Annotated in this window: 28 protein-coding genes; 20 read left to right on the forward strand and 8 right to left on the reverse strand. The window is 53.7% G+C overall.

Features of this window, described 5'->3' with window-relative positions:
- Positions 1 to 495 (forward strand): IS3 family transposase (locus D568_RS0115880; RefSeq protein WP_020210590.1); only part of this gene is annotated, 495 nt, incomplete at its 5' end.
- Here the strand turns inward: D568_RS0115880 and D568_RS0115885 are convergent.
- The 6 genes from D568_RS0115885 to D568_RS0115915 form a co-directional block, all read right to left on the reverse strand.
- Positions 482 to 1,468 (reverse strand): IS110 family RNA-guided transposase, encoded by a 987-nt coding sequence (locus D568_RS0115885; RefSeq protein ID WP_211211708.1) that lies wholly within the window; start codon positions 1,466 to 1,468, stop codon positions 482 to 484. The two genes, D568_RS0115880 and D568_RS0115885, sit on opposite strands and share 14 nt — an antisense overlap.
- A 93-nt stretch (positions 1,469 to 1,561) precedes the next feature.
- Positions 1,562 to 1,879 (reverse strand): hypothetical protein, encoded by a 318-nt coding sequence (locus tag D568_RS0115890; RefSeq protein ID WP_020210592.1) that lies wholly within the window; start codon positions 1,877 to 1,879, stop codon positions 1,562 to 1,564.
- A gap of 26 nt (positions 1,880 to 1,905) precedes the next feature.
- Entirely contained in the window at positions 1,906 to 2,253 is a 348-nt protein-coding gene (locus tag D568_RS0115895; RefSeq protein WP_020210593.1) for a hypothetical protein, read from the reverse strand.
- A 427-nt stretch (positions 2,254 to 2,680) separates the two neighbouring features.
- Positions 2,681 to 4,270, reverse strand: a complete 1,590-nt coding sequence (locus D568_RS0115900) for a hypothetical protein (protein WP_020210594.1) — start codon at positions 4,268 to 4,270, stop codon at positions 2,681 to 2,683.
- Positions 4,271 to 4,658: 388 nt separating this feature from the next.
- Positions 4,659 to 7,133 (reverse strand): LamG domain-containing protein, encoded by a 2,475-nt coding sequence (locus D568_RS0115910; protein ID WP_020210596.1) that lies wholly within the window; start codon positions 7,131 to 7,133, stop codon positions 4,659 to 4,661.
- Between the two features lies 1 nt (position 7,134).
- On the reverse strand, positions 7,135 to 8,340 hold the full coding sequence (locus tag D568_RS0115915) for a hypothetical protein (protein WP_020210597.1): 1,206 nt from the start codon (positions 8,338 to 8,340) through the stop codon (positions 7,135 to 7,137).
- 304 nt (positions 8,341 to 8,644) lie between these two features.
- On the opposite strand from D568_RS0115915, the gene D568_RS0115920 reads away from it, so the two are divergent.
- From D568_RS0115920 to D568_RS0115960, 9 genes are all read left to right on the forward strand, one after another.
- Positions 8,645 to 11,317 carry an HzsA-related protein gene (locus D568_RS0115920; RefSeq protein WP_020210598.1) on the forward strand — a complete coding sequence of 891 codons (2,673 nt, stop codon included), beginning with the start codon at positions 8,645 to 8,647 and terminating at the stop codon, positions 11,315 to 11,317.
- Complete coding sequence (locus D568_RS0115925) at positions 11,317 to 12,078, forward strand: outer membrane beta-barrel protein (protein ID WP_020210599.1); 762 nt, start codon at positions 11,317 to 11,319, stop codon at positions 12,076 to 12,078. The genes D568_RS0115920 and D568_RS0115925 overlap by 1 nt, the downstream gene beginning before the upstream one ends.
- On the forward strand, positions 12,048 to 12,686 hold the full coding sequence (locus D568_RS0115930; RefSeq protein WP_020210600.1) for an outer membrane beta-barrel domain-containing protein: 639 nt from the start codon (positions 12,048 to 12,050) through the stop codon (positions 12,684 to 12,686). Before D568_RS0115925 ends, D568_RS0115930 begins: the two co-directional genes overlap by 31 nt.
- A gap of 17 nt (positions 12,687 to 12,703) precedes the next feature.
- The gene (locus D568_RS0115935; RefSeq protein WP_020210601.1) at positions 12,704 to 13,198 is read left to right on the forward strand and encodes a TlpA disulfide reductase family protein; all 495 of its coding nucleotides are present in this window, start codon (positions 12,704 to 12,706) and stop codon (positions 13,196 to 13,198) included.
- Positions 13,195 to 13,407: a DUF4266 domain-containing protein gene (locus D568_RS0115940; protein WP_020210602.1), complete on the forward strand. Its 213-nt coding sequence runs from the start codon at positions 13,195 to 13,197 to the stop codon at positions 13,405 to 13,407. Before D568_RS0115935 ends, D568_RS0115940 begins: the two co-directional genes overlap by 4 nt.
- Positions 13,394 to 14,533 (forward strand): DUF3570 domain-containing protein, encoded by a 1,140-nt coding sequence (locus tag D568_RS0115945; protein ID WP_020210603.1) that lies wholly within the window; start codon positions 13,394 to 13,396, stop codon positions 14,531 to 14,533. The genes D568_RS0115940 and D568_RS0115945 overlap by 14 nt, the downstream gene beginning before the upstream one ends.
- A gap of 10 nt (positions 14,534 to 14,543) precedes the next feature.
- Entirely contained in the window at positions 14,544 to 14,780 is a 237-nt protein-coding gene (locus D568_RS0115950; protein ID WP_020210604.1) for a hypothetical protein, read from the forward strand.
- A gap of 4 nt (positions 14,781 to 14,784) precedes the next feature.
- Positions 14,785 to 15,303 carry a class I SAM-dependent methyltransferase gene (locus D568_RS20425; protein ID WP_020210605.1) on the forward strand — a complete coding sequence of 173 codons (519 nt, stop codon included), beginning with the start codon at positions 14,785 to 14,787 and terminating at the stop codon, positions 15,301 to 15,303.
- Positions 15,304 to 15,479: 176 nt separating this feature from the next.
- Positions 15,480 to 15,857 carry a hypothetical protein gene (locus D568_RS0115960; protein WP_020210606.1) on the forward strand — a complete coding sequence of 126 codons (378 nt, stop codon included), beginning with the start codon at positions 15,480 to 15,482 and terminating at the stop codon, positions 15,855 to 15,857.
- A 32-nt stretch (positions 15,858 to 15,889) separates the two neighbouring features.
- Here D568_RS0115960 and D568_RS0115965 read toward each other — a convergent pair whose 3' ends face one another.
- Positions 15,890 to 16,321, reverse strand: coding sequence for a hypothetical protein (locus D568_RS0115965; RefSeq protein WP_020210607.1), 432 nt, complete (start codon positions 16,319 to 16,321; stop codon positions 15,890 to 15,892).
- Between D568_RS0115965 and D568_RS0115970 the strand changes: the two genes are divergently transcribed.
- From D568_RS0115970 to D568_RS21230, 10 genes are all read left to right on the forward strand, one after another.
- Positions 16,315 to 16,794 carry a GtrA family protein gene (locus D568_RS0115970; RefSeq protein WP_157497932.1) on the forward strand — a complete coding sequence of 160 codons (480 nt, stop codon included), beginning with the start codon at positions 16,315 to 16,317 and terminating at the stop codon, positions 16,792 to 16,794. The genes D568_RS0115965 and D568_RS0115970 overlap by 7 nt on opposite strands.
- A gap of 171 nt (positions 16,795 to 16,965) precedes the next feature.
- Positions 16,966 to 18,381 (forward strand): sugar porter family MFS transporter, encoded by a 1,416-nt coding sequence (locus D568_RS0115975; RefSeq protein ID WP_020210609.1) that lies wholly within the window; start codon positions 16,966 to 16,968, stop codon positions 18,379 to 18,381.
- 136 nt (positions 18,382 to 18,517) lie between these two features.
- Positions 18,518 to 18,883: a DUF6249 domain-containing protein gene (locus D568_RS0115980; protein ID WP_020210610.1), complete on the forward strand. Its 366-nt coding sequence runs from the start codon at positions 18,518 to 18,520 to the stop codon at positions 18,881 to 18,883.
- Between the two features lie 7 nt (positions 18,884 to 18,890).
- Positions 18,891 to 19,448, forward strand: a complete 558-nt coding sequence (locus D568_RS0115985; protein WP_020210611.1) for an RNA polymerase sigma factor — start codon at positions 18,891 to 18,893, stop codon at positions 19,446 to 19,448.
- Positions 19,435 to 19,755: a hypothetical protein gene (locus tag D568_RS21225; protein WP_020210612.1), complete on the forward strand. Its 321-nt coding sequence runs from the start codon at positions 19,435 to 19,437 to the stop codon at positions 19,753 to 19,755. The genes D568_RS0115985 and D568_RS21225 overlap by 14 nt, the downstream gene beginning before the upstream one ends.
- Positions 19,756 to 19,885: 130 nt before the next feature.
- On the forward strand, positions 19,886 to 20,626 hold the full coding sequence (locus tag D568_RS0115995; protein ID WP_020210613.1) for an endonuclease/exonuclease/phosphatase family protein: 741 nt from the start codon (positions 19,886 to 19,888) through the stop codon (positions 20,624 to 20,626).
- A 14-nt stretch (positions 20,627 to 20,640) separates the two neighbouring features.
- The gene (gene clsB / locus D568_RS0116000; RefSeq protein ID WP_020210614.1) at positions 20,641 to 21,942 is read left to right on the forward strand and encodes a cardiolipin synthase ClsB; all 1,302 of its coding nucleotides are present in this window, start codon (positions 20,641 to 20,643) and stop codon (positions 21,940 to 21,942) included.
- A 2-nt stretch (positions 21,943 to 21,944) separates the two neighbouring features.
- Positions 21,945 to 22,931: a lysylphosphatidylglycerol synthase domain-containing protein gene (locus tag D568_RS0116005; protein ID WP_020210615.1), complete on the forward strand. Its 987-nt coding sequence runs from the start codon at positions 21,945 to 21,947 to the stop codon at positions 22,929 to 22,931.
- 58 nt (positions 22,932 to 22,989) lie between these two features.
- Positions 22,990 to 23,754, forward strand: a complete 765-nt coding sequence (locus D568_RS0116010; protein WP_020210616.1) for a GIN domain-containing protein — start codon at positions 22,990 to 22,992, stop codon at positions 23,752 to 23,754.
- Between the two features lie 126 nt (positions 23,755 to 23,880).
- Positions 23,881 to 24,291 carry a hypothetical protein gene (locus D568_RS21230; protein ID WP_020210617.1) on the forward strand — a complete coding sequence of 137 codons (411 nt, stop codon included), beginning with the start codon at positions 23,881 to 23,883 and terminating at the stop codon, positions 24,289 to 24,291.
- A gap of 51 nt (positions 24,292 to 24,342) precedes the next feature.
- Here D568_RS21230 and D568_RS20440 read toward each other — a convergent pair whose 3' ends face one another.
- Positions 24,343 to 24,813, reverse strand: a complete 471-nt coding sequence (locus D568_RS20440) for a DTW domain-containing protein (protein ID WP_020210618.1) — start codon at positions 24,811 to 24,813, stop codon at positions 24,343 to 24,345.
- Positions 24,814 to 24,842 lie beyond the last annotated feature (29 nt).

The raw sequence follows: 24,842 nt of genomic DNA on the forward strand, positions 1-24,842 counted from the left end.
CGGCCCAACCAGAAATGGGTCACGGACATTACCTACGTCTGGGTTCGACACCAATGGCTCTACCTGGCGACGGTCATGGACCTCTATTCACGTCGTATTATTGGCTGGAGCCTGGATACGAGTATGACAGAGCAGCTGATCACGCAGGCGATGCAAATGGCCATCGATGCTCGTGAGGCAGCCCCAGGCTTGATTGTTCACTCAGATCGGGGCACGCAGTATCGCTCAAACAGCTACGTTAGCTTTCTCGAGAGACACGGCATCACTCGGAGCATGAGCAGAAAGGGAAATTGCTGGGACAATGCCGTCATGGAATCTTTCTATGCTCGACTCAAAGTTGAGCTGATCTACGCCAATTGCTATCAGTCGATTGCCGAAGCGAGATCGGGTATATTTGGTTACATTGAAATTTTTTACAATCGCAAAAGAAGGCATTCTGCAAACGACGGGGTAAGTCCTGTTGAGTTTGAAGAGAAGACAGCTATCGCTGCATAGGTACGGTGTCTATTTTTTGTGGGGAACACCACTTCATAACGCCGTAGATCATGTGAACCAGCTTCCTCATGCTGACGCCAATAATCGCTTTAGGTGTCAGCCCTCTTGCCTCAAGTCTTATTGATGCTGCAATGATGACGGGGTTGAAGCGCTTGGCAACCATGCCGGGCATAAAAAGAGCTTTCCTTGCAGCATTATGTCCAGTGCGTGACAGGCTACTTCGCCCATTGATCGATGTCCCGGACTGCTTTTGTTTTGGTGTGACGCCTATAAACGCCGCTAATGCTTTGGCACTCTTAAAGCGTCTTACGTCGCCAATATATGCCAAAAACTGGGAGGTGGCCCGGCGCCCCATACCTGGTATGCTTTCAATGAGATCAGCATCCCTCTTGAGTTCAGGGTTTCCATCAATATGATCATCGATCTTAGATTGAATCGAGAGAATCTGTTTTTCAAGCCAATGAACATGATCTATTATCATGTCTTTAACTGCGACTTCACAAGTCTCAGACAGGCCCTCGATTCTATTGAGTTCTTGTTGCTTCATATCGGATAGTGCCTGGAGCCTATCTACCAAGGCTCTAAGCTCCCTGATTGCTGGAGTCGGCGGCTGCCAAATCTCCAGTTCCGCATGCAATGCGAACCGAGCAATTAGCTTTGCATCAGCGCTGTCGGTCTTATTCCTCGATAGCTCACTTTTTGCAAACCCTGATATCCTTGCCGGGTTTACGACACTGACGCGCCAATCGTTTTCGCTCAGGTGTATTGCGATGGCTTCTCTATAGGGGCCAGTGGCTTCAAGTGCAACAGGCGCTTCTTGGCTAATACCCTGAGCTTCTAGCCATCTGATTAGCTCCTTGTGGCCATTAGGTGTATTGCTAAGAACCTTACTTTTGTATTTGCCTTCACGAGCAATACAAACATCGAGTTTTTTCTTCGAAACATCAATACCAACGGCAACATCATTCATCATATGCGTCCTCGTATTCAGTCTTGAAATACGTTAGCCTAAGTTACCCTTCGAAATGGATGAACGAAAAAACAGATCGGTAGACTTATCTGACCCTCAGCTTCTACGAACTTCGGCCTTGTCAGCCTCAACCGATCTGGCCGCTGCATCAGGTATAGCATCCTGATTATCATCGACATGGTCAATATACGAGGTCTTGAATTGTGAATCCTCGTGGGCTTTTATTATTTTACTCACAGAAGAGTAATGTAACCCAAAGTACTCAGCTATTTTTTTCATTTTATATCCACCCGAAAGCCAGGCGGCTACTATCACTTCATTGCGTGATTCGGATGATCTTTCATAGTCACTCAGGAAATTTGAAAGGATCAGGTCTTGAATGGTGAATTCAGATCTGACCAGAAGTTTTTTCAACGACCGGAAACTTCACTTTATTAGTTTTAATTATTTTCAGAAAAAGGCTTACCGGAAAAATAATCTTGCATCCACTCAAACAACACCTCAACGTTTACCTCAGACAACCGCTTACGCTGAAACTGGTCACTGGCTTCAACATCCAAATTGGCAAATTGATAGAGCAGCATACCTTGCTCCTCGTCATGCAGTATCAACATAATGCGCTTGCGTGTTCGCAGGCAGTCAATTGTCATCACATCGGCTGGAATACCGGTATCGCGCAAACCACGTCGCACCGCTACCACCGGGTTAATGTCTTGATGGGTCTGTTGGATTTTAGTATGAGCTTCGGTGATTTGGTCGGACAAGGTTTTTAACGGATCTTCAGCCATGAAACGCTCCAAAATAATAGGACACTTAGACTAACAGAGTCGGCAGTATTTTATAAATTGGAGAGCACACGGATAAGATCTGATATGGCTACGAAGCACCGCTCTTAACCCCCCCGTAGATCCAGCCGAGCGGAGGCCTATTTTGGGGGTTAATCGCGCATGGAGGAGGTGAATGTTGCGAAGCAACAGAGAGGCCAGCCTGGGCTGTGCGCGATTAAGGAAAAACGCGTGGACCGCGATTTTTTCCGACCGTCAAAATAGGTCGGAGCGAGGGAAGCCGAAGGCCGGGATCTTTTGGGGGACAGTTTGACGTGAAGGGATTCACTAATGCCGTGGGCGCAGGACGCGCAGGAACGGCCTGGCTACTTCTTTGCTCATCAAAGAAGTAGCTCGCCGTAAGGCGAAACACCCCGCCGGGAGGCAAACATCAAACCGGACTCCCAATCCCCCCATCACAAATCGGATTCATCGCCGTCAACCGATCCATCAAGGTCGCATTCCCCAACCCATGCTGGGGAAACAGCGTGGGGAAAAGGTGTTGTTCGTTATGCAGCGCCATATAATTCAGCACCAGGGTTTCCACCAACAAATTCACATTGTTAGCCGCAGGGCTGGAGGCGGTTTCTACGTCGCCGCTGCGGCGCATGTAGCCCAGTTGTTGATGCACGGCTTGCTCTTCCAGCGAGCCGCCGACAATACCGGGGCGGCCATTGGGGTTGTAGACCAAAAAGAAGCTGGCGGCGGTTTGTTGGTTGTCGCCGGTCCAGACGCCTTTGCCGCGCCCTTCGGCGGAGTTATCCAGCATGCCGTTGGAAAATACCGAGCCGTCGGAGAAGACGTAAATCATGACCGGCACGCCCACGCGGGCGGCGTATTCAATGCAGGCGCCAATGCAGCGCCCGGCGCGCAGGTCGCGGATTTCGCCGGTGGCGCGGTCGCCGGTGTGGTAGTCGTAACCGCCCATGGTAATGGTGCCCGCACCGGCGTAGCCGTTCACCACCAGCTTCATGACCGAGGCGGCCTTGCGGAATTCGCCGTCGGAGTCGAACTCGTCAAAACTGAAAATACCGGCGGGGCCGACAATGTCCGGGTCGGCGACTGGGTCGATAGCGGCGGGGTTGCCGAAGCGGTCGGCGAGGTCCGCGCTTTTGACATAGCCGCAGCGCATTAAGTCTTTTAATACCGTGTCGCGCACACTGCCGGTATTGACCGCGCCCAGCTTGGCGTTGCTGATGCGGTACATGGATTCCATTACCGCGACTGTGTCCGACTGGCTGAGCAGGCCCACTAAATCGCCTACATCCACCAGGCCCGAGACATCGCTGGGGCGGTCCACTTTGGTGGGGCGCACTTCGGGGTTAATCAGCATTTCGGGGGCTAGAGAATTACCACCCGAATCGCTGGCGCGCGAGCCGATGAGTGCCAGCAGCGAGCCGTTGGCACCCACGCGGTTAATGCCGTACATGGGGTTGTGGGGGTTGTTGCCGGTGTCGTTTTCCGAGCGCGCGGGAATCACCGCACCGTTGACACTGGCGGCGCGCTCCGCGCCAATGCGCTCTAAAATACCGCGCAGCATTTGGCTGTCGGAATGAAAGGCCAGGCCTAAATCCTGATTAATAAAATCGCCCTGCCCGCTTTGCGGGGTCATATCCCCAGGCAAACCCTGTTTGCTGTAACCAGCGGTAGAGAGAAAATCCATTTGCCCACCGGGGCCGCCCACTAATACGTTAGAGCCCGCAATATTGGCACCGCCTGCTAAATCAAAACAGATAAACGGAATTTTACCCGCGCCCTGGGTGGCTATGCCGCAGGCATCGCGCATGGCGGCCAAATCCGACGACAGTGCCGCTTCGGCCTGGCGTGGGTTGGCAAACAGGCTAAAGGCGCTGCCGCCCAATACCGCTGCCGTGCCTTTGTGAAAGCCCTGGCAGATCATATCGCGCCGGGTGATGGGGCGGCTGTGATCATTGAGTTTTAGCGGTGCATCTGGGTGCAGGGGTTGTTTGTTTTTACGCATGGGGTGGCTCCTGGGCCTTATTGCGTTGCTTCGTTTTTTGGTGTTTGGCTTTTGGTCGCCAAACACTGATTCAACATATTGCTGAATTTTTAATTCGCTTTTTGTTTGCCCGTGTCGCCGGGCGTGGCGAGTTACTTTTTAATCAAAAAGTAACCAAAAGATTTGCCCAACAATGGGCCCCTGGCGGGGTTCCCTCGTTCCAGCTGATTTTAGCGGTCGGTCTAAATCGCACATCCTTGTGCGCTTAGACCTTTCGCGCTCGTCCAGAGCGCTCAACCCCTAAAATCAGCTTCCACTCGGCTCCATTGTAATCGGGCGAACCCCACACGGTTCCACGCTGTTTTCTCTGTATTAAAACTCTAAATCAAAGCGCACCAACAAAAAAATCTTAATGCACCAACATTATGGCGCTGCCAAGTGCGGCGGCGCAGGTGGCTTTTACGGCGGTGGCGGTGCGTTGGGCGTTGCAGTTGTTGCCGCAGTTGGCCATGGTGTCTATTAAACCGTTTAGTTCTTCGCGCACTACCGCAGGTTCGGCCTGGTTGTTTAGGCTGGTGCCGTTTACTTCACCCCCAACCAGTGCGTTTAACAGCGGGTCGATTATTTGCGCGCGGCCGGTGGTGTTAAAGGCTTGGGCCGGGGCGGCGTTGAAGTTAAAGCCGGTAAAAAAGTCGCTGCGTTTGTCTGCGTCGTTGACCAGGGCGTTGCAGTAGGCGACGGCCAGTTGGGTTATGCCCATTTGCTGGGCGGCGACGAAGCCGTCTAGTTGCGCGGCGACCGGCAGTTGCTGTTCCACTTTTTCGTAGGTGGCGCGCACGGCATCGGTGTTGTGGCTGATGCCGGTCATGGCCGCCAGGGACTGGTTAATGGCGGCGAAGGTTTTAATGCCTATGCGCGGCTGGTCGGCAATGTCGGCGGCCGGTTGGGGCGCGGGTGGTTCGGCCTCTACTCGCACGTATTCGTGCTCGCCTAAGCGATCGAAGGTTAAAAAGAAGGTGTCCAGCTCGCTGCCCTGCTCCAGGCCGATGACTGCGCCCTGGCGGGATAAGTCCTGCTTGCCGTCTACATAGTCGGCGGCGTTAATCTCGGTGTCCAGCGCGGCGAATACCTGGCCGACGATAGCTTCGCGGCCGTTGATGCCGATGCGAATGCCTTCGAGATCAACGGTGGGAATAGGCTCGTCCCCCAGGCTGGCAAAGAAAGGCTCGCTGAACAGGTAGCTGTAGTCGTCAAACTGCTGCACCTGAAACACCACATAGGCCTGGCTTAAACCAATTTTGTCGCTTACATCAAACAGCAAATAATATTTTTGCCCTACACCTACCTCGTAGTTGGCGGCAATGGCCTCGGGCGGCAGGGCGCGGTTGTGAATGGCCAGAAAACGCAGGCTACCTTTCCACAAGCGATCCGATGACACCTCGTTACCCACCACCAGGGCGTAGCTGGAGTCCCACTCGTTGAGGTTGCCGGGTTCGGTTTCATCCACATCGCCGGTGTACTCGCCGTTAACGTAAATGCGGCGGCCGTTGACCGGGTCAAAGGTGATGACGGCATGTTGCAGGCTGGCCTGCAAACGCTCGTCGGCATCGGCGGTGGACAGCGCGGGCATGCCGTTGCCGTCGGTGGTAGAGCTGCGGTGGAAAAAGTCGTAGTTGTAGAGGGTTTGCCCCAAGGTAAAGTTGCGCACCTGGGTGCTGCCCGAGTAGCTGACAATGCGCGCCTCTTCCTGGGTGACGTTATCGGGGATGACCCAGGTTTCGATGGTGTATTCACCGGTGGCGGTGATTAAATCGAACAGCTTGCGGCTGGCGGCGGTAGAGGCCTGAGCCTTGCCGTCGATAATGCGCAGCCCCCAGCTGGACATCCACTCCACATCGCCGCTGATGGTTAAATCGGCGGCGGGCTCTACCCCGCTGATGTCGTAGGCCACACTGCCCTCGCCGGTTTTAAATTCGTATTTGGCGATAACATCAGTTTCCACCCGACCGCCGGAGCTGGCGATAATGCCATCGCTCAGTTGCAGGGCTTTGCTGATTACGAGGTCCGGATTGACTTCGGTGACCGGCAAACTGTTTACAAAGCTTTCAATCGCGCCTTGCATGGCGGCGGCATCGGATTGGCAGTTGCCGCTCCAACAGTTGTGGCTTTCCAGCCCCAGGCGCTGTACCAGGCGTGAGTCGGCGGGGCTGTCCAGGCGAATGCGGCTGCGCGCTGCGTCGTAAGAGACTTGTACATCGCTGCTGCCCAAATAGGGTTGCTGCTGGGTGGGCGCGCTTTCGGCGTGACAGCCGCTGCAGTATTGGGTAAGCAGCGGGTAGACGGTGCTGCTAAAGGTACCGGGCTCGGGGGTAAAGTTTTTGCTTTGCCCTACGTCTTTCTCTACCGGCGGAATCAGTACAATTTTGTTACTGAGCGAGCCGGTGCTGCTGGCCCAGTCGGTAATGTAGCCCTCAATAATATCGGCGCAGGCGGTGGCGCTGTCCAACCAGCAGTTGTGACCGCCCGCCACCTTGGTAACCAGGGTGGATAATTGCGGCGTGCCCAAATCCACTAATGGCTCGCCCGCGCCGTAGGCCTGGTTGATATCGTCACTGCGCACAAAGCGGGGCAGTTGGCCGCCGGTGCCGTGGCAACTGCCGCAGCGCTCCTGCGTGGCCAGGTTGTCCCAAATGTTCAGCTTGTACAGCTGGATATCGTCGGTTTGCGGTGCCGGGCCGTCGTAGCTTAAGCCAGTATCACCGCCGCCGGTATCCGGGTTGACGTTGGGTGTAGTGGCCTCGCCGCTGTCGGAGCCGCAGCCTGCCAATAAAGCCGAGCCGAGCAGTAAAGACGCAAATAACAGGTGTGGTTTAAGCGCCGCCATATTATTCACCCTTGCAGTAGTCGGCGGTGTCGATAAACACCTGCTTTAAGTTGTAGCCGCTGGCGGCGAAGTTGCCGGTAGCGGTAGCGATCAGGGCGCGATCTTCGCTGTTGCCGGGTGTGCGCAGGCACACGGCGTTAAACACCTTTTCGACCTGGCAGCTGGCAAAGGCACCCGAGTGGGCCAGCTCCATCCCTAAGCTTTTAGCCCCATTGCCACTGCCTGCTAGGCTTGGGTCCCAGGCCAGTATGGCGTTGGGGCCGCGGCGCCAGTAGTTGTCCCAGTCGTCGTCGGGGGTGACGTAACCCGGCGCAAAGGTGCCGGCGTTAATGTGGTATTTGGCCTCGACGCGGGTGCCGGTGGCGGGGTCGGTTTCGCCCTCACGGTTGTAATGGATGGCGCCGAACTCGGCGTCCGGGTCGGTGGCGGCATCGTACTCGTAGTCGTAATAGGCAAAGGCCTGGGCCATGGGGTCCATACCCGTATGGCAGCCCACGCAGTTATTTAAAAATACCCGGGCGTCACCGCCGGGGCTGCGGCTTACATCCTGGCGGATGCGGTCGGGAATGCCGGTGGTGTCGTGTACTTGCTCCAAGTCGCGGCATAAATGGTTCAGCAGGGTAAAGCGGAACATCGCGCGATTAGTGCCCGCGTAAAAAAACGCTTTGGCGGCGGCGCGGCTGGTCATTACGCCGGCGGTGGCCTCGCTGGGCAATCCAGTAAGTGAGGACTGACTTTGCCGCTGCAGGGCGTCTTTTAAGGTTAGGTCAGATTGTTCCAGCGCCTCGTAATGGTCATTATTGCTGGTGCTGTAGGCGGGCAAGCTACCGCTGCCGGTATAGAGTAGATCGCCATACAGCAGCTGGCGGAAGTCCTCGCCATCGCGCACCAGCCCCATCACCGTGGCGGTGTAATCGTTGAGCGGCGCAAAGGGCGTCATGTCGCGGTTGGTCCAGGGGGTGGCCAGGGTTTTTAAGGTGGCGCGGTAGAAACCGTCGTGCTCCATGGCCAAGTTCGCCGCAGCGGCTACATCGCCGCTTTCTATATGCTCGGCCATTTGCAGCAGTACCGTTTCGCTGGGGGGTACCCCGGCAATGCGCGAGTGAATTTGCAGCGCCTGCTCGCGCGGCCCGGCTAGTGCCTGGGCTGCTGTGCATAGCAACGCGCCCGCGAGTAAGGCTCGCGTTAGTTGTTTGGTAAGGGACATCCCCCGGCTCCACGGTGATTTTTAATAGCGGTTTTTTAGCTGCCCATTATAGGCCTAAGGCTGGGTTGAGCCTGAGTGCTGCAACCCCGGTAGGTTGTCTACCCAATCACAAAACGGCCAATTAGTGGTAGATTGCGCCAGATGCCGTCGAACTGTGACGATAGAATAAACGCTTTGGGGGTGCGCGAACCGACCGTAAGTGACGCGTGCAAGTAATAGGGTTAAATCGGATTCACACCTGTTTCAGTGGTGAGCTAATCCGGCCACTGCCCGTCTGATAACGACAACGATATTGAAACAATCCATGAAATTATCGCCGTTTTTACCTTTTCAGCGTGCCCACCTGGCCGCGAGCCTAATGGCTGCCGCCGGTTTAAGTGCCTGTGGCGGAGGCGGCGGTGGTATTTCTGGCGGTGGCCAAGAGCCAGACCCGGTGGTGGTGGATTTACCCATCGCCTACATTGAGCGCGCCCTGCCGCGCGACGAAGAGGGCGAGCTGGAGGCACCCGAGCCTTTTGCGCGGGATGACTTTGCCCCGGGCGCGCGGTTATTTTTAAAAGAGCGCGCCACCGACTCGGCCCTGACGATTAACATCACTGATCGCGCCTTTGGTGAGGGCGCCGAATACGATGTAAAAGATTTAAGCGCTCACCCCAATGGCGACCGTTTGCTGTTCGCCCTGCGCGCGCCCGAGCTTGAAGACGTAGACGAAGACGATCAGCTCAGCTGGAATATTTGGGAATACAACCTGGAGCTGGACAGCCTGCGCCGGGTGATTGAATCGGACATAGTCGCCGAGCAGGCCGACGACGTTAACCCCCGCTACCTGCCCGACGGGCGTATTGTGTTTTCCTCCACCCGGCAGGTGCGCAGCCGCGCCATTTTGCTGGACGACAATAAGCCCCAGTACGCCGCCGAAAGTGAAAGCGGCGACGGCCCGGCTTTTGTACTGCACTCCATGAACGACGACGGCAGCGATATTCGCCAGCTGAGCTACAACCAAAGCCACGAGTGGGAGCCGCTGCTGCTGGAAGACGGCCGGCTGTTGTTTACCCGCGCCGATAACTACCGCAATAACCGCATCAGCTACTACACCGCGCACCCGGATGGCACTAACTTGCGCGTGCATTACGGCTATCACACCCGCTTGGGTGATGAGACCCCTTGGCTGTTTAACCCAGAGCTGCTGCCAGACGGCCGGTTGGTGGGTATTTACAAACCCCGAGATGCGCTGCTCGGTGGTGATATGGTGGCGATTAACCACATCGACTATGTGGAAGACAACCGCGCGGTTACCTCCAGTGAAGAGGACACCAGCCTTGAGGATGATGCCGCGCTGGATACCCTGACGGTGCTACCGGTAATGATCGACGGCAGTATCTCCCGCCACGGGGAATTCTCGGCACTCACGCCACTGTACGATGGCACCAACCGCCTGTTGGTGAGCTGGAGCCAGTGCCGCCTGCTGGACCCGGTTGAGCCGGAAAACCTAGACAGCGAAAACCGCACCGTGCCCTGCACCGAAGATAATCTGGCGCGCGAGTTGGAAGCTGCCCCGCCGGTCTACGGTTTGTGGATTTACAACCTGGACGACAACACCCAACAGCCGGTGATTGTGCCCGCCGAAGACGTTTACTACACCGATATCGTCACCCTGGAGCCGCGCACCCCAGCCGACTATCTGCAACCCGACACCGACACTGACCTGGCCGCCGAAGGCTTGGGGGTGCTGCACATTCGCAGCGTTTACGACATAGATGGCGTGGACAGCACTACCGCCGGAATAGAAAACCTGCGCGACCCAGCGCAGTTTACCGCCGCCGAGCGCCCCGCGCGTTTTCTGCGCCTAGTAAAAGCCGTGTCCGAGCCGCCGGATGAGATTTTAAACTTTCCCGGCAGCGCCTTTGGTGTCAGCAGCGCGCAGCGCTTTAAAGAGATTTTGGGCTATGTACCCATTGAGCCCGACGGTTCGGTCAAAACCCTGGTACCCGCTGATGTGGCCTTTACCCTGTCGGTACTGGATGGCAACGGTCGGCGAATTTCATCGCGCCACGAGCACTGGTTGCAAGTGCGCCCGGGCGAGACCTTCGAGTGCCAGGGCTGTCACGATGGTGACACCGAAATCCCTCACGGCCGCTTTAACGCCGGGCCAGAGACAATAAATAAGGGCGCTGAAACCACCGGCGAACCTTTCCCCAATACCGAGCCTGCGCTGTTTGCCGATATGGGCGAAACCATGGCCGAGGTGTACGCGCGCATTGCCGGCATTCGCCGCCCCAGTGTGGATATTCAATTTGACGACGATTGGACAGACCCCGCGGTGCGCGACAAAGACGAAAGCTTCGCCTGGCGCTATGCAGAGGTGGCCACCGAGCCCGAAGCGCTGCCCACCAGCGAGGCCTGCTTGGAGGCCTGGAGCGCTCAGTGCCGCATTGTGATTAACTACCCCGCGCACATTCAGCCGCTGTGGGATAAACCGCGCCAGGTGCTGGCGGAAGATGGCAGCGTGATGAGCGACAACACCTGCACCAGCTGCCACAGCCCGCTGGACGCCGACGGCCTTGTGCAGATTCCGGCGGGCCAGTTAGACTTAAACGCCAGTGAAAACAACACGCCCCATGTCACGTCGTATCGCGAGCTGCTAGCCACCCGCTTCGAGCAAGAGGTTGTAGACGGCGTACTACAGGATGTATTGATAGAAAGCGGTGAGTACGAAGTGGACGAAGACGGCGAGCTGATTCTCGATGCCGAGGGCAACCCGATTCCGATTTTAGTGCGGGTGCCCATTGGTCGCACTATGTCACCAGCCGGGGCTTGGGCCAGTGCCGCTTTCTTTAACCGTATGAATAACTTCGATGCTGAGCAGGATACCGTTGACCATCGCGGGTTTTTAAATGCTAGCGAACAAAAGCTGTTAAGCGAGTGGCTCGATATCGGGGCCCAATACTATAACAACCCATTTGATGTGCCCGATTAATGCCAAAGGTTTTTAACTCAAGTGTTCTGTTACTGCTGATGTTCAGCGCGCCTTTGCACGCGGGTTGGTTGGACTGGTTTAGCGAAGATGCGCCACTGCAGGTGACCGTAAACAGCGCTTACATTGATGTGTACTCCGGCCCCGGTCGCGGCTATCCGATATTTCACGCGCTGGAAAAAGGCGAGCGCATTACGCTTCTTAAAAGTCGCACTAGTTGGATAAAGATTGCCACCGCACGCGGCCAGGAGGGCTGGGTCAAACGCGATGCCATGGCAAGCACCTTGGACGCCACCGGCAACCCGCCCGATTTTACCGACGACTACCGCTCCGATGCCGTGGTGGGCCAGTTTGAACTGGGTGCAGGCTTTGGCGATTTTGGCGGTGCGGATTCTACAACCCTAACTCTGGGCTATCGCTTTACTCGCAACCTGACCCTAGAGGCGCGTTACGCGCAGCAGGCGGGCAGTTTTTCCGACAGTGAAATTCTCGCCGCTGGGCTCACTCATCAGCCATTCCCCGAGTGGCGGGTGTCGCCTTACTTGGGTATAGGAACCGGAAAAATTAAAATTCACCCCAGCGCCACGCTGGTAGACACTGAAGATAGGGAAGACTCTTTGCTGCAGGCAAGCCTGGGCACTTATGTGTATTTATCGCGCCGCTTTTTTCTGCGCCTGGACTACACCAATCACTACCTTTTAACGAGCCGCGAAAACAACGACGAGGTTAACGAATGGCGAGTCGGATTCAACGTATTTTTCTAGCCGCCCTGGCGGGTTTACCGCTATTGGTTAGCGCGCAGCAGGATGATCCGCTCGAACCGATTGTCGGTGCCGATATCGAGCGACGAGAAATAAAAGAAGACATGCTGGATACCGAAAACTTTGAAATCGGTATTTACGGCGGTGCGCTTGGCATTGAGGACTTTGGCAGCAACGCGGTGCTGGGGGTTAGCCTTGCCTACCACATAACCGAAGACTTTTTTGTCGAGGCTATTTACGGCAGCAGCGAAGCGCAGAAAACCAGCTACGAATTACTTAGCGGTGCGGTCGAGTTTTTAACCGAAGATGAACGCGAATACACTTATTACAACTTGTCATTGGGTTACAAACTGTTTCCGGGGCAGGTTTTTTGGGGAGAAAACACCGCCTTTAATACCCACTTTTATATCACTGCAGGCGGCGGCAATACCGAATTTGCCAGCAATCGTTACGCGACTTATTCGCTGGGTGCAGGTTATAAAATCTATTTTACTGATTGGTTTGCAGTTGATATTGGCCTGCGCGATTACTTGTTTACCCATGAATTATTTGGCGAGCCACGCGATACCAATAATTTTGAAGGCCGTTTGGGCCTGTCGGTATTCTTTTAAACTGGAAGGATTGAATTATGAAAATATGGCAAATGTTGCTGGCCTCGCTGGCCTCGCTGGCGTTGCTGGTTGGAGCGGCGAGCGCTCAGGCAAACGAAGCCGCACCGGACTTTACCCTTAAGAGTACTACCGGCGAAAACCTACGCCTGGCCGAGCAGCGCGGCACCGTGGTCATGCTAAATTTTTGGGCCAGCTGGTGCGCACCCTGCCGTAAAGAAATGCCGCTGCTGGATGAACTGTACCAGCGTTATAAAGACGCAGGCTTTGTGTTGTACGGCGTCAATGTCGAGTCGGATACCGCAGCGGCCGATAAATTACTGGAAGATATTCCGGTGAGTTTTCCCGTGTTGTACGACCCCACCAGCAAAGTGAGCAAACTTTATAATGTGGATGCCATGCCCACCACCATTTTGATCGATCGCGACGGCAATATCCGTTATGTAAACCGCGGCTATCGCTCGGGCGATGAAGAAAAATACCGCAAACAAGTTAAAGAGCTGATTCGCGAATGAGCCGGTTACTGGTGGTGGCGATGGCGGTGTTGTTCGCCAGCGGCTGCAGCCCCTGGGTAAAACCTTACGAGCGGGAAAACCTGGCCGACCCGATTATGAGTTTTGATCGCGACCCCATTGCCAGTAACTACCTGCACCATGTGTACGAGGCCCGTGAAGCGGCGCGCGGTGCCGACGGTGCCAGCGGAGGCGGCTGTGGTTGTAACTAATCGCATTGTTGTTCTGGCTGTTCTGCTGCTTGTGGGGTTGGCCGCTCGCGCGGAAGTGTTAGACCCGGATCGTTTGGACGTGATGTATCACAGTTACGACGGCGGCGGTGCGAATATTGACGGCCCCTCGATTCTGGTGCGTAAAAATATCGGCACCAACGTTGCGGTTTCGGCTAACTATTATGTGGATATGGTCTCGTCGGCCTCCATTGATGTGTTGGCAACGGCCAGCGAATATTCGGAAAAACGCACTGAGTATTCACTGGGTACCGAGTACTTGCACGATCGCACGATCATCAGCCTGGGCTACACCAGCAGCGAAGAAAACGACTACAGCGCGCAAACCGGCAGTATTGGTATCAGCCAAAGTTTTTTTGGCGATTTAACCACGCTGAGTTTCGGCTTTAGCTACGGCGAAGATGTGGTGGGTAAAAACGGCAATCCGGAATTTGAGGAAGACGTACAGCGCCGTCGCTACCAGTTAAATATCTCGCAAATTCTCACTAAGTCATTAATTGCCGCTTTTAATGTTGAATCGGCCATCGATGAAGGTTATTTAAATAATCCCTATCGTCAAGTGCGCTACCTGGACCCAGACGCCGAGCAGGGCTACAGCTATCAGGCCGAAGTTTACCCCGAAACTCGCAATTCGGATGCCGCCAGTATTCGCGCTATGTATTTCTTACCTTATCGCGCCAGCCTGCGTGCCGACTATCGCTATTACGAAGACAGTTGGGGCATTCAGGCCAGCAACTGGGAATTGCGCTACACCCACCCATGGCGCGAGCGCTGGCTGTTTGAGCTGAAATACCGCAATTACCAGCAGAGCGAAGCGGATTTTTATTCGGATTTATTTCCCTATCAAAATGCGCAGAACTTTATGGCGCGGGATAAAGAACTCAGCGAATATCAATCGGATAATATCGGCTTGGGTGTGACCTACGATGTGCCGCAGAAATGGCTTTGGTTATTCGACAAGAGCACCGTCAATTTATACTGGGATTATTTTGATTTCAGCTATGATAATTTTCGCAATGTGCTAGACACAGACGCCCCACCCGGTGAAGAGCCCTTGTACAGCTTTGATGCAAACGTAATTCGGTTGTACTTTTCTTTTTGGTATTAGAGACGCAGCCATGGCGTTTAGCGCAGCAGAAACACAAGCGTTACTGGCCTTAAAAGGCGTGGGGCCAACGGTGGTAAAGCGTTTTGAAGAAGTAGGGATTGATTCTTTTGCCTTGCTGGCACAGCACGAGCCGCAGGAAATTGCACAGATGGTTGCGTCGATGTTGCAAACCAGTTGTTGGAAAAACAGTCTTCAAGCGCTCGTCGCCGTTGACGCGGCCATCCAACGGGCGCGGCAAGGGCTTTAATCTTATGCCCTCAGAAACTGAAGCACAAATAATCACGTCTTGGCATAAGAATGCAGAACCTTGGTGTTCTGCTGTACGCAATAAAGATATCGCCAGTCGGCGCGACGTTACTGATACAGCCATTCTAAACGCGGTTAAGTCGCTCCAGCCAACGAGTTTAATTGACATTGGTTGCGGTGAGGGTTGGTTGATACGTGCGCTAACTGCAAACGTTGAACGATTACTCGGAGTGGATGCCGTTGAAGAGCTAACTGCGCTAGCACACCAAGCTGGGGGCGGTGACTTTTTGGCAATGGATTATGATGCTATTGCTCAAGGGGGCATTGCCGCAAAATTTGATGTAGCCGTCTGCAACTTTTCGTTACTTGGCTATGACTCGGTTAATCGGTTAATTCGCTCCATTCCTTCTTTGCTTAATGTTAACGGCCATCTGGTTATACAAACCCTGCACCCCAAAGAATCTTCTCACAGTCAGTCGTATGTAGATGGCTGGCGCGATGGCTCATGGCATGGTTTTGGTTAGGATTTTACCGATCCAGCGCCCTGGTACTTTCGAACTATGGAAACATGGCAAGAGCTGCTGAACGATAGCGGCTTTGAATTATGCAATATGCTAGAGCCAAGTTATCCGGAATCTGGATTTAAAGCTTCGGTCATATTTATTGCAAAGTTGGGATAAACATCGCGAAGGTTTTGTTTATGAAGCTTCGAAACTATACCTTGTTTTTAGCTGTTGTCTGCTTTATCGCGTTCGGTTTAGAAGTGCTCGGAATGTTTAAAGATAGCGGTAACCCGGTATTCTCTGAATATCCGATCATGTTTGTTGCGTTAGGAGTGAACGGGCTTTTTTACTTTATGGGTTATTGTTTATTTTCAAGAGGGGTGCTGGCCAAACAGTTAATGATATTGGCGGCGATCATTTCGATTGTGTATGTGTTTTTTTATCTCTATCTATCGGCTCAAATACACTTTGATGGGAAAATGGGTTTTGTGCCGTGGATTATATTCCTATGGTTGGGATTGTATTTTTTGTTATACATCCGAGATGTGCTTTGTCATCAACCCATAAATACATGATGTGAATTTTCCACCTGGCGAGGGCGTCATTCTTACTTCATCTTATTTATAGGTTCTGCGTTGAATTTAGTAAGCGCCGCTTCCACTTCTTGTTGTTCCTGCTCGCTCAGCGGTTTGTAACCCCGATACAGCGGCCAGCCGTAACCCCAGCGAAAGTCTGTTGGGGCGAAGGGGGTGCCGCCCACTCTGACTCCCATATACATAATGGCGGCGATAACCGGCTCGTCCAGCGCGGCCACGCAGGCTTCCAAGGCATCGTCGGCGCTTAATCGCTCTTTGTAGCTACCACCCCGCCAGTAGGCTAAATCGTGTTGTTCACAGCAGCCTAGCCATAAGTCTTGCTGCGCTGGAGTGCCATTGGGAAAGCGGCTGCAGCCGTCGCTGGTAAAAGGGCTGAGCGGTTGCGCGTTGCTGGTACTCGTTAGCAGCAAGAAAGTGAAAAGTAGGGCGATGGGTTTTGTCATTGTCCTGTCATAGCGAGCTTTTATGCTGGGTCCAGCATACCCTAGATTCAGGGCCATTCACTAACCCCTATTTGCCTATGCCCTTGCTGCAGCCGCTGACAAGAAGTCTGCCGCAACTGTCCCGTTTCGCCGTCACCGGCGCATTACTGGGCGCGACCGACCTTAGCCTGTTTACCGCCCTCGCTTGGCTGGGTGTGGCCATCGAGTGGGCCAATATAGCCGGATTGATGGTGGGGTATGGGTTGGGCTTGGTGCTCCACCACAGCTTTACCTTCCGCTGCGAAACACCCTTAAATCGGGCTGCGGCGCAGAAGTATTTGCTTATTTTCTGCCTCAGCCTGATGTTGGGGTCGGGTGTGTTTAGCGGCCTGATCGCTCTGTCGTTTATACCGCTGACCGCCAAGCTGGGGGCGATGGTGGCCGTGGCTGTGAGTAACTTTACCCTGGGGCGGCGGTTTGTTTTTGATTTGTAAACAACCCCGGCCTGCGGCTGTTTAATTTGCCCACCAAAGTGTAATATTCACCATAAGTCGGGAGAGCCATGATCCGACCAGGGTGCCTTCTCTTGTGAGGGCGCCCTTTTTATCGCTATGATCATCCTCTTTTAAAAAACCATATCCCATATTAATAACAGGGTAAGATCCATGAGCAATTCCTCCAGCCCCAGTCAGGGCAGTACTGGGTTCATTATATTTATCAGCGTGATCGCTACCATTGGCGGCTTCCTGTTTGGCTACGACAGTGGGGTGATCAGCGGTACGGTTAAAGGTCTTCAGCTGGCCTTCGATTCCGAGGCGGCCGGTACGGGTTTCAGCGTCTCCTCGATGTTGCTCGGTTGTGCGTTCGGTGCCTTTTTTGCCGGGCGTTTGGCGGATCGATACGGGCGCAAGTCGCTGCTGATTGTCGCCTCTATCTTCTTTATTGTGTCCGCCTGGGGCTCCGGTATTGCCGGCTCCACGCTGGAGTTTGTGTTCTACCGCGTTCTCGGTGGCCTGGCGGTGGGCGCAGCCTCGGTGATGGCGCCGGCCTATATCAGTGAGGTGGCCCTGGCGAAATACCGCGGCATGCTCACCTCTGTGCAGCAGATCGCCATTATCTGCGGCTTGACCGCTTCGTTCATCAGTAACTACTTTCTGGCTGAAACCGCCGGGGATTCGACGACGACCTTCTGGTGGGGGCTGGAAACCTGGCGCTGGATGTTCTGGGCGGAGCTGATTCCCGCCGGTATTTTCTTTCTGGCACTGTTGATTATCCCCGAAAGTCCGCGCTTTCTGGTGGCCTCTGGCAAAGAGGAAAAAGCCCGAGCGGTGCTGGTTAAGCTGTATGGCGATGTGGACGGCAATGCCAAGTTCAGCGAAATTTCCGAGTCGCTGGCCTCGGATCATCACCGCCCGCGCCTGTCCGACCTCTATGACCGGGTAAAGGGTCGTGTGCGCCCCATCGCGTGGGTAGGTATTGGCCTCGCAGTACTGCAGCAATTTGTGGGCATCAATGTGGTGTTCTACTATGGCCCCGTGCTCTGGGAAGCCGCCGGTTTCACCGAAAGCCAGGCGCTACAAAGAAACGTGCTGTCCGGTAGCATCAGTATCGCCGCCTGCCTGATCACCTTATTTCTGGTGGATAAAATCGGCCGTAAACCGCTTCTGTGGTTTGGTTCTGCGGGCATGGCCATTAGTTTGGGCGTTGTGGCATACGCCTTTGCCGGCGCACCGGTGGACGCCGCTGGCGATTTGAACCTGTCTGATGAGTCGGGGTTGCTGGCGCTTTATGGCGTCAATGTTTACGCGTTTCTATTTAATATGTCCTGGGGTCCGGTCATGTGGGTAATGCTGGGCGAGATGTTCCCCAACCAGATTCGCGGCTCGGGTCTGGCGCTGGCCGGTCTTTTCCAGTGGCTGGCGAACTTTTTGGTCACCTACACCTTTCCGATACTCCTGGCGGGTATCGGTCTGTCGGCCGCATACAGCATATACGCATTCTTTGCTCTGGTATCTGTGTTCTTTGTGCTGATTTTCGTGCGCGAGACCAAGGGCAAGGAGCTCGAGCAGATGGAGGGCTGAGCAGTCTTTGCATCGCTCTGCATTAAAGCCACCTGCGGGTGGCTTTTTTGTGCCTGCATCCAAATTGTGCTGGGGGGCGTCTATAAAGAAACGGTTAATCGGCCCCGCAACGCAATCACGCAATAAGGAGCGAGCCATGCACGATCTGGTTCCTATCGTCGCCATCTTGATGGTGTTTTCAACCCCTGTGGCCTGTCTGGCTATTTTGATGTACAGCCTGCACAAGCGTAAAAAGTTGCAGCTGGATATCGTCAATCGCCTGATAGAGGCGGGCCAGCCGGTACCCGATACCCTGTTCAGCGGCGGTGAAGACGGCACCAACCCCTGCGCTCTTTACCGTCGCAGCCAGTACTTGCTGTGGGTAGGGGGCGCGGTGTTTATCGCCCTGTTCTTTTTGGTTGGTCTGGACGTAGCGGCCCTGGCGCTTATACCTTTGGCCATTGGCGCGGTGAATTACAAACTCTGGAAAGAGACCAAAGCTCGGGCAGACAAGCCCGAGTAGTCACGCCATGGACTTATCCGACCAGGTTCTGATTGAGCGCACGGTAAAGCGCCAGGACCGACACGCCTACAGCCAGTTGGTGCGACGCTACCAGTCGCGCCTGCGCCAGGCCTTGCGCACCCTGTGCAATGGCGATGACGCGCTGGCCGATGATATGGCGCAAGAGGCGTTTATTAAAGCCTATAAAGCCCTGGCCGGGTTTAAGGGCCAGGCGCAGTTTTTTACGTGGTTGTACCAGATTGCCCGCAACCAGTTAATGAGCCACTACCGCAAAAAACTCCCACAGCCCGACAGCGAAATCGTAGATAAAATTAGCCGTCATACGGCGTTTGAGGGAGGCTGCGAATTAACTCGGCGTGATTTGCAGCGCGCCATGCGCGAGTTGAGCGCCGCTCAGCGCGAAGCGCTACACCTAACCTATCATTTGGGGCACAGCAACGAAGAAGCGGCCCGGCTTATGCAAGTGCCCGTGGGCACGGTTAAATCACATGTATTGCGCGGTAAGGCGAAGCTCAAAACCTTACTGCAAGACTGGCAGGGGAATCTCACCCATGAAGCAAGATAAACTCGATGTGTGGCTGGAAGAGGCTCTCGCAGTGGACGATGAGTACCTGCACGATGATGGCTTTACCGATCAGGTTATGGCCCGCCTGCCCGAGCCCGGGGTGAGCCCCAAGCGCGTTAAAGTCTTCAACTGGGGGGCGGGGCTTGCGGCTGCGGCGGTGGCGGGTAGTGTGTTTCCCTGGTCTAAGGCATTGCCCCTGCTCAGCAGTATGAATTTTGATGCCTGGTTAACCTCGGCGGTCATTGTGGCGGGGGTGTTTACCACCGCTGCCATCAGTGCCGGAGCTTACGCAATGAGCCGCGGTTAGCTTTTCTTCTCGCGCCCGGTTATAAAAACCGGCATCAAACCTGCAATAACCCTCTTTACGAACAGTAAAACGCAACATTAGCGTCTATTTTTGCAATAGACGTGTAATTTTTGCCGTGATCGGGGGAGTTGTGACCAGCTTAAAAGTACTGACCGTAAACACCCACAAGGGTTTTACCTCGTTTAACCAGCGTTTTATGTTGCACGAGTTGCGCGACGCCGTGCGCATCGTTTCTGCCGATGTAGTGTTTATGCAGGAAGTCCTTGGTGAGCACGCACGCTTGTCCAGTCGCCACGCTGAGCTTTGGCCCGATACTCCTCAATACGAATTTATGGCCGATACCATCTGGCAGGACTTTGCCTATGGTCGCAATGCCGTTTACGACGATGGCCACCACGGCAACGCCATTTTGAGTAAGTACCCCATCGTTAGTTGGGACAACTGGGATATTTCCCTCAGCGGCATTGAGAAGCGTGGTTTACTGCACTGCCAAATTGATGTTGAAGGCAAGAGGGTGCACGCCATCTGTGTGCACCTGAGCTTGCGCGAGCACCACCGCCAGATTCAGCTGAAAAAGTTGACCGAGCACGTCAACCAAATACCCAGTAATGAAGCCGTGATAGTGGCGGGTGACTTTAACGATTGGCGGCAAAAGTCCCTGCCGATTTTGTCGTCTGAGGCGCATATGCAAGAAGTGTTTACCGACGCTTACGGTAAACCGCCCCGCACATTTCCAGCACTTTTCCCCATGCTCAGGCTGGATCGAATTTACGTGCGTTCGGCAAAATCGCACATGCCTATTGTGCTGTCGCGCAAGCCATGGTCGAGACTGTCGGATCATGCTCCCCTATTGGCAGAAGTTGAATTCTGAAACCGGAGTAAAACATGTTTGGGTTCCGTAATTTTAAAGGTCGATATTCGCAAGGGAACAAGCTCAGCCTGATGCAGAATGGTGAAGAGTTTTTTCCCACATTGCTGCGCCGCATCCGCGCCGCCAAGCACGAAATTTTTCTGGAAACCTTTATTCTGGAAGATGACCGTGTAGGCGGGGACATTAAAAAGGCGTTACTGCGAGCGGCCAAGCGAGGCGTATGGATTAGCGTAACCGCCGACAGCTGGGGCAGCCACTTTCTAAAAAAAGAATACATTGAAGAGCTGACCGAAGCGGGCATTGTGTTTCAAATTTACGACCCGCAACCTCAGTGGTACAACGGCCGCCCTAAGCTGTTTCGCCGACTGCACCGCAAGCTGGCGGTTATTGACGGTCGCTACGCTTTTATTGGCGGTATTAATTTTTGTCACGATCATTTAATCGGCTGTGGGCCTCACGGAAAAACCGATTATATGGTTGAGATTGAAGGCCCCGTGGTGCCCGAAATTCGTGAGCTGTGCAAAAGCTATGTGCGCGACGCACGAGATAAAAATTTGCAAGACAGTATAGCTTTTATCGAGAATCCACCACGTGAAGGCAACAGTGAGGTGGCATTCGTGTCGCGTGATAACCGTCACAATCGCAGCAATATTGAAAAGTCCTATTTGGCGGCCATGCGTCAGGCAAAAAAGCGTATTTGGATTGCCAACGCTTATTTTTTTCCGGGCTACCGCTTTATGCGCGCCATACGGCAGGCACGCAAGCGTGGTGTTGAGGTAAAGCTGGTGTTGCAGGGTGATCCGGATATTCCATTTGCCCTGACGCTGGCACGCACCCTGTATGAGGTGCTGGTGCGAAGTGGGGTAAAGGTTTACGAATACCGCGACAGACCTTTGCACGCCAAAATTGCATTAATTGATGATGAGTGGGCCACTATTGGCTCCAGTAATCTTGATCCACTCAGCCTCGCGTTTAATCTCGAAGCCAATATTCTGGTTAAAGACAAACACTTTAATGCCCAGATTGGTGAAAAAATTAATACCCTGGTTGAAGGTAGCCAGCTTATTGAAAACAGCTGGATTAAACGTCGCGCCTGGTACCTGGTGGTTAAAGACTTTTTTATGTATCACGCGCTGCGTTATTTTCCGCGCTTGAACGGTTTGTTTCCTGCCCATACGCCAACCATTCGTGAGTTAAAAAGAGAATGGAACACTGACACGGGCGAGAGTAAAAGTGACGAGCTAAGTCGTCGGTATCCGGAGTCCCGTGGAGCGCGCCGGGTGAAAAAAACTGATTATCATTCGGCCGAGGTATAAGCATGACGACAGCTCAAGCGGTAAAAAGCAAGTTTGCAGATGGCTATAGCTTTGCGCGTGAAAAACTGCCCTGGCCATTGCTTAAAAAAATACTGACTGTTGTGTTTTTCGTACTGGTAGCGGCGCTGATTATTAAACAGGGCGCGACCATCGAGTGGGGTAAGGTGTGGCAAACCTTGAAAGAAACCTCATTGACCAGCTTGGCAACTGGCGCGGGCCTGGGTTTCTTATGTTATTGCGTTTATGCCAGCTACGATTTGCTGGGTCGTTACCTGCTTAGGCTTAAGGTTGCCTGGCCAAAAATGTGGTTTGCCGCCTGGCTCAGTTACGCGTTTAACCTGAATTTAAGTTCGCTGGTGGGTGGCGTGGCGTTTCGCTATCGTTTGTATTCCCGCTTAGGAATTAAAGCGTCTGATGTCACGCGAATTCTCGGCATCAGTGTTGCCACAAATTGGCTAGGCTATGTATTGCTGGCCGGTGGTTTGTTTGTGTCAGGGCAAATTGATCCACCCGACTCCTGGGCCGTAGGTAAAACCGCCTTACAGGTTATAGGCGCCGTTTTTCTTGTGATTGTTGCAGCCTATGTGGCCACCTGCTGGCGCGCCAGTAAGCGCGAGTATACGTTTAAGTCCACGACGGTTACTCTGCCGCCTGCGCGAATTTCACTGTTGCAGCTGGTGATGGCCTGCGCCCATTGGACGCTTATGGCGAGCGTGATTTATCAATTTATGGCCGACGATGTCGCTTTCCCAACCGTGTTTGCGGTTTTACTGGTGAGCGCATTAGCGGGTGTTATTACCCATATTCCGGGTGGCTTGGGTGTGCTTGAGGCCGTCTTTATTGCTTTGCTCGCCGGTCAGGTAGAAAAAACCGACATACTGGCGGGGTTGTTTGCCTATCGCTGCGTGTTTTACTTATTGCCTCTTGCGGTGGCCACACCGCTTTATTTGATGTTTGAAGCCAGCACACGAAACGCCGCTAAAAAATAGCTGCATCCAAAGGAAAAGTTTGTGCGTCTTACGGGTAACCATTACCAAGGAGAATCTTATGGTTACCCGACTGATTTGTCTGCTACTGCTGTGCACCGCGTCTGCTGGTTTATACGCCGAACCCATTACCCGTTCTTTTACCTTGGCTGAGGTAACAGAGCTGGAGTTCAACGGTGACATCACCGTCCATTTTACCCAATCCGATAACGCCCAAGCGTTAGTGACCTTGGTGGACGGCGATTGGGACGATGTTGATATTGACGAAGACAAAAGCCGTTTTAAGGTTACGGGCAAGTCCGGGTTCTGGAGCTTCTGGGGCGTGGGCGATGCTGAACTTGAGGTTGAAGTCTCGCTCCCAAACCTTGAGTGGATTGAACTGATTGGTGAGGTGGCGTTTTACGCTGAAACCTTAAACGCTGGCGATATGCGCATCACTATGGTGGGTGCGAGTTTTATGGCTTTCAAACAATCGCTTAAGGTTGAAAACCTCGTGGTCGAAATGACGGGAGCCACCAAGCTAGAAGCAAAAACCCTTATCGCCAATGACGCAAAAATGGAACTTACCGGTGCCTCTAACCTTGAGGCTTCAGGTGGCGGTACGCTGACAACGCTGACGTTACAGTTAAGCGGTGCCAGTAATTTTGTGGCCAAACCTCTTGTGTGTCGCTCGGCAAGCGTGAGTGCTTCGGGCGCGTCGAATATTGCATTAGAAGTGGTGGATCAACTAAAAGCCAATTTGTCGGGCGCTTCTAACGTGCGTTACGGCGGTTCGCCCTCGCTGGAGATAAAAACCTCGGGCGCGAGCACGGTGAAAACCTTTTAATAAGCGAGGTATTTGATATCGTCAGTTTGCCGGGCGTCACCCGGTTTTTTTATGGCATAATCGCGGCACAACAATAAATGCCAAGATAGATGATAACAATACCAATTTGTGCCTAAAGGAAACCTTATGAAATTTAGCTCCTTGTTTTTATTGTTATCTGTCTCGTTATGTCAGTATTCCAGCGCGGAAGAGTCAACCGATTTATCCGGCACCTGGGAGCTGGTCAATGGTTATTTGCTGCAAGCCGATGGGGAAAAGGTTGCCTACGATTTGGAAGCTATGGTGTCCCGTAAAGTTCTTACCGCTACCGATTACGCGTTTGTCTCCCGCAAAGGCGGCGAATTTTGGGCGGCGAGTACAGGCCCCTACAAGGTTAATGGCGATCAATACACAGAAACACCCGAACTTTTGTCCTACAGCGTTAAAGACGGAACGAGTTACACCTTTAGCTTTACGCTTGAGGGCGATGATTGGCACACCAAGCGAGTTGAAAATGGTAAAGCGGTGGAGGAAGAGCACTGGCGCCGTGTGCGCTAAGGGTGGTTTGCGCTCGCCTTCGGGGCTCCTGCGTCGATATTAACTCGATAATTAGAGTTGCCGGGTTAATATGAACTTTGCCAGTGCAGAATCTAACGATTGCGCGAAGCCCGAAAGCCCTGCACTCTGTGCAATTGTCGCGACTGCCTCGCAGGTGCAAAGACCGCCCAGGATTTGATTGCGTCTGAGGGTAAAGCGTGATTGAGCCGCATGGAGTTTCAGATGTGGCTGGCTGTGCAGGTAAGGGCTGTGGTTATAAATTTTTCGCGCCTGCTGCCAGGTGCTATCAATCAACACAATATGCGCGGGCGCGGCATCAGACCAAGGCTCAGCATTATCACTGGGGTACAGCAGAGCGCTGGGTTGCGCCAAACGTTGCAACAACGCTGCATCGGGGGCTTTGCGCTGCCAGATAACCCGTTCACATTTAATGCCGAAAACACGAGCCTGCTCCAACACTATCTGGCCGGTATTGGTGCTTTTTTTAAGCTCCTCCGAGTGGGTTAAAAGGGTAATAAACATCTGTAAGCTTGAGCCCTAAGGTAAAGCGG

The organism is Gilvimarinus chinensis DSM 19667 (assembly GCF_000377745.1).
Lineage (GTDB): Bacteria > Pseudomonadota > Gammaproteobacteria > Pseudomonadales > Cellvibrionaceae > Gilvimarinus > Gilvimarinus chinensis.

Excerpts from the sequence above, each read along its gene's own strand:
- D568_RS0115885 (WP_211211708.1), bottom strand. The coding sequence starts at position 1,468 with ATGATGAATGATGTTGCCGTTGGTATTGATGTTTCGAAGAAAAAACTC.
- D568_RS0115895 (WP_020210593.1), bottom strand. The coding sequence starts at position 2,253 with ATGGCTGAAGATCCGTTAAAAACCTTGTCCGACCAAATCACCGAAGCT.
- D568_RS0115900 (WP_020210594.1), bottom strand. The coding sequence starts at position 4,270 with ATGCGTAAAAACAAACAACCCCTGCACCCAGATGCACCGCTAAAACTC.
- D568_RS0115910 (WP_020210596.1), bottom strand. The coding sequence starts at position 7,133 with ATGGCGGCGCTTAAACCACACCTGTTATTTGCGTCTTTACTGCTCGGC.
- D568_RS0115915 (WP_020210597.1), bottom strand. The coding sequence starts at position 8,340 with ATGTCCCTTACCAAACAACTAACGCGAGCCTTACTCGCGGGCGCGTTG.
- D568_RS0115920 (WP_020210598.1), top strand. The coding sequence starts at position 8,645 with ATGAAATTATCGCCGTTTTTACCTTTTCAGCGTGCCCACCTGGCCGCG.
- D568_RS0115925 (WP_020210599.1), top strand. The coding sequence starts at position 11,317 with ATGCCAAAGGTTTTTAACTCAAGTGTTCTGTTACTGCTGATGTTCAGC.
- D568_RS0115930 (WP_020210600.1), top strand. The coding sequence starts at position 12,048 with ATGGCGAGTCGGATTCAACGTATTTTTCTAGCCGCCCTGGCGGGTTTA.
- D568_RS0115935 (WP_020210601.1), top strand. The coding sequence starts at position 12,704 with ATGAAAATATGGCAAATGTTGCTGGCCTCGCTGGCCTCGCTGGCGTTG.
- D568_RS0115940 (WP_020210602.1), top strand. The coding sequence starts at position 13,195 with ATGAGCCGGTTACTGGTGGTGGCGATGGCGGTGTTGTTCGCCAGCGGC.
- D568_RS0115950 (WP_020210604.1), top strand. The coding sequence starts at position 14,544 with ATGGCGTTTAGCGCAGCAGAAACACAAGCGTTACTGGCCTTAAAAGGC.
- D568_RS20425 (WP_020210605.1), top strand. The coding sequence starts at position 14,785 with ATGCCCTCAGAAACTGAAGCACAAATAATCACGTCTTGGCATAAGAAT.
- D568_RS0115960 (WP_020210606.1), top strand. The coding sequence starts at position 15,480 with ATGAAGCTTCGAAACTATACCTTGTTTTTAGCTGTTGTCTGCTTTATC.
- D568_RS0115965 (WP_020210607.1), bottom strand. The coding sequence starts at position 16,321 with ATGACAAAACCCATCGCCCTACTTTTCACTTTCTTGCTGCTAACGAGT.
- D568_RS0115975 (WP_020210609.1), top strand. The coding sequence starts at position 16,966 with ATGAGCAATTCCTCCAGCCCCAGTCAGGGCAGTACTGGGTTCATTATA.
- D568_RS0115980 (WP_020210610.1), top strand. The coding sequence starts at position 18,518 with ATGCACGATCTGGTTCCTATCGTCGCCATCTTGATGGTGTTTTCAACC.
- D568_RS0115985 (WP_020210611.1), top strand. The coding sequence starts at position 18,891 with ATGGACTTATCCGACCAGGTTCTGATTGAGCGCACGGTAAAGCGCCAG.
- D568_RS21225 (WP_020210612.1), top strand. The coding sequence starts at position 19,435 with ATGAAGCAAGATAAACTCGATGTGTGGCTGGAAGAGGCTCTCGCAGTG.
- clsB (WP_020210614.1), top strand. The coding sequence starts at position 20,641 with ATGTTTGGGTTCCGTAATTTTAAAGGTCGATATTCGCAAGGGAACAAG.
- D568_RS0116005 (WP_020210615.1), top strand. The coding sequence starts at position 21,945 with ATGACGACAGCTCAAGCGGTAAAAAGCAAGTTTGCAGATGGCTATAGC.
- D568_RS0116010 (WP_020210616.1), top strand. The coding sequence starts at position 22,990 with ATGGTTACCCGACTGATTTGTCTGCTACTGCTGTGCACCGCGTCTGCT.
- D568_RS21230 (WP_020210617.1), top strand. The coding sequence starts at position 23,881 with ATGAAATTTAGCTCCTTGTTTTTATTGTTATCTGTCTCGTTATGTCAG.
- D568_RS20440 (WP_020210618.1), bottom strand. The coding sequence starts at position 24,813 with ATGTTTATTACCCTTTTAACCCACTCGGAGGAGCTTAAAAAAAGCACC.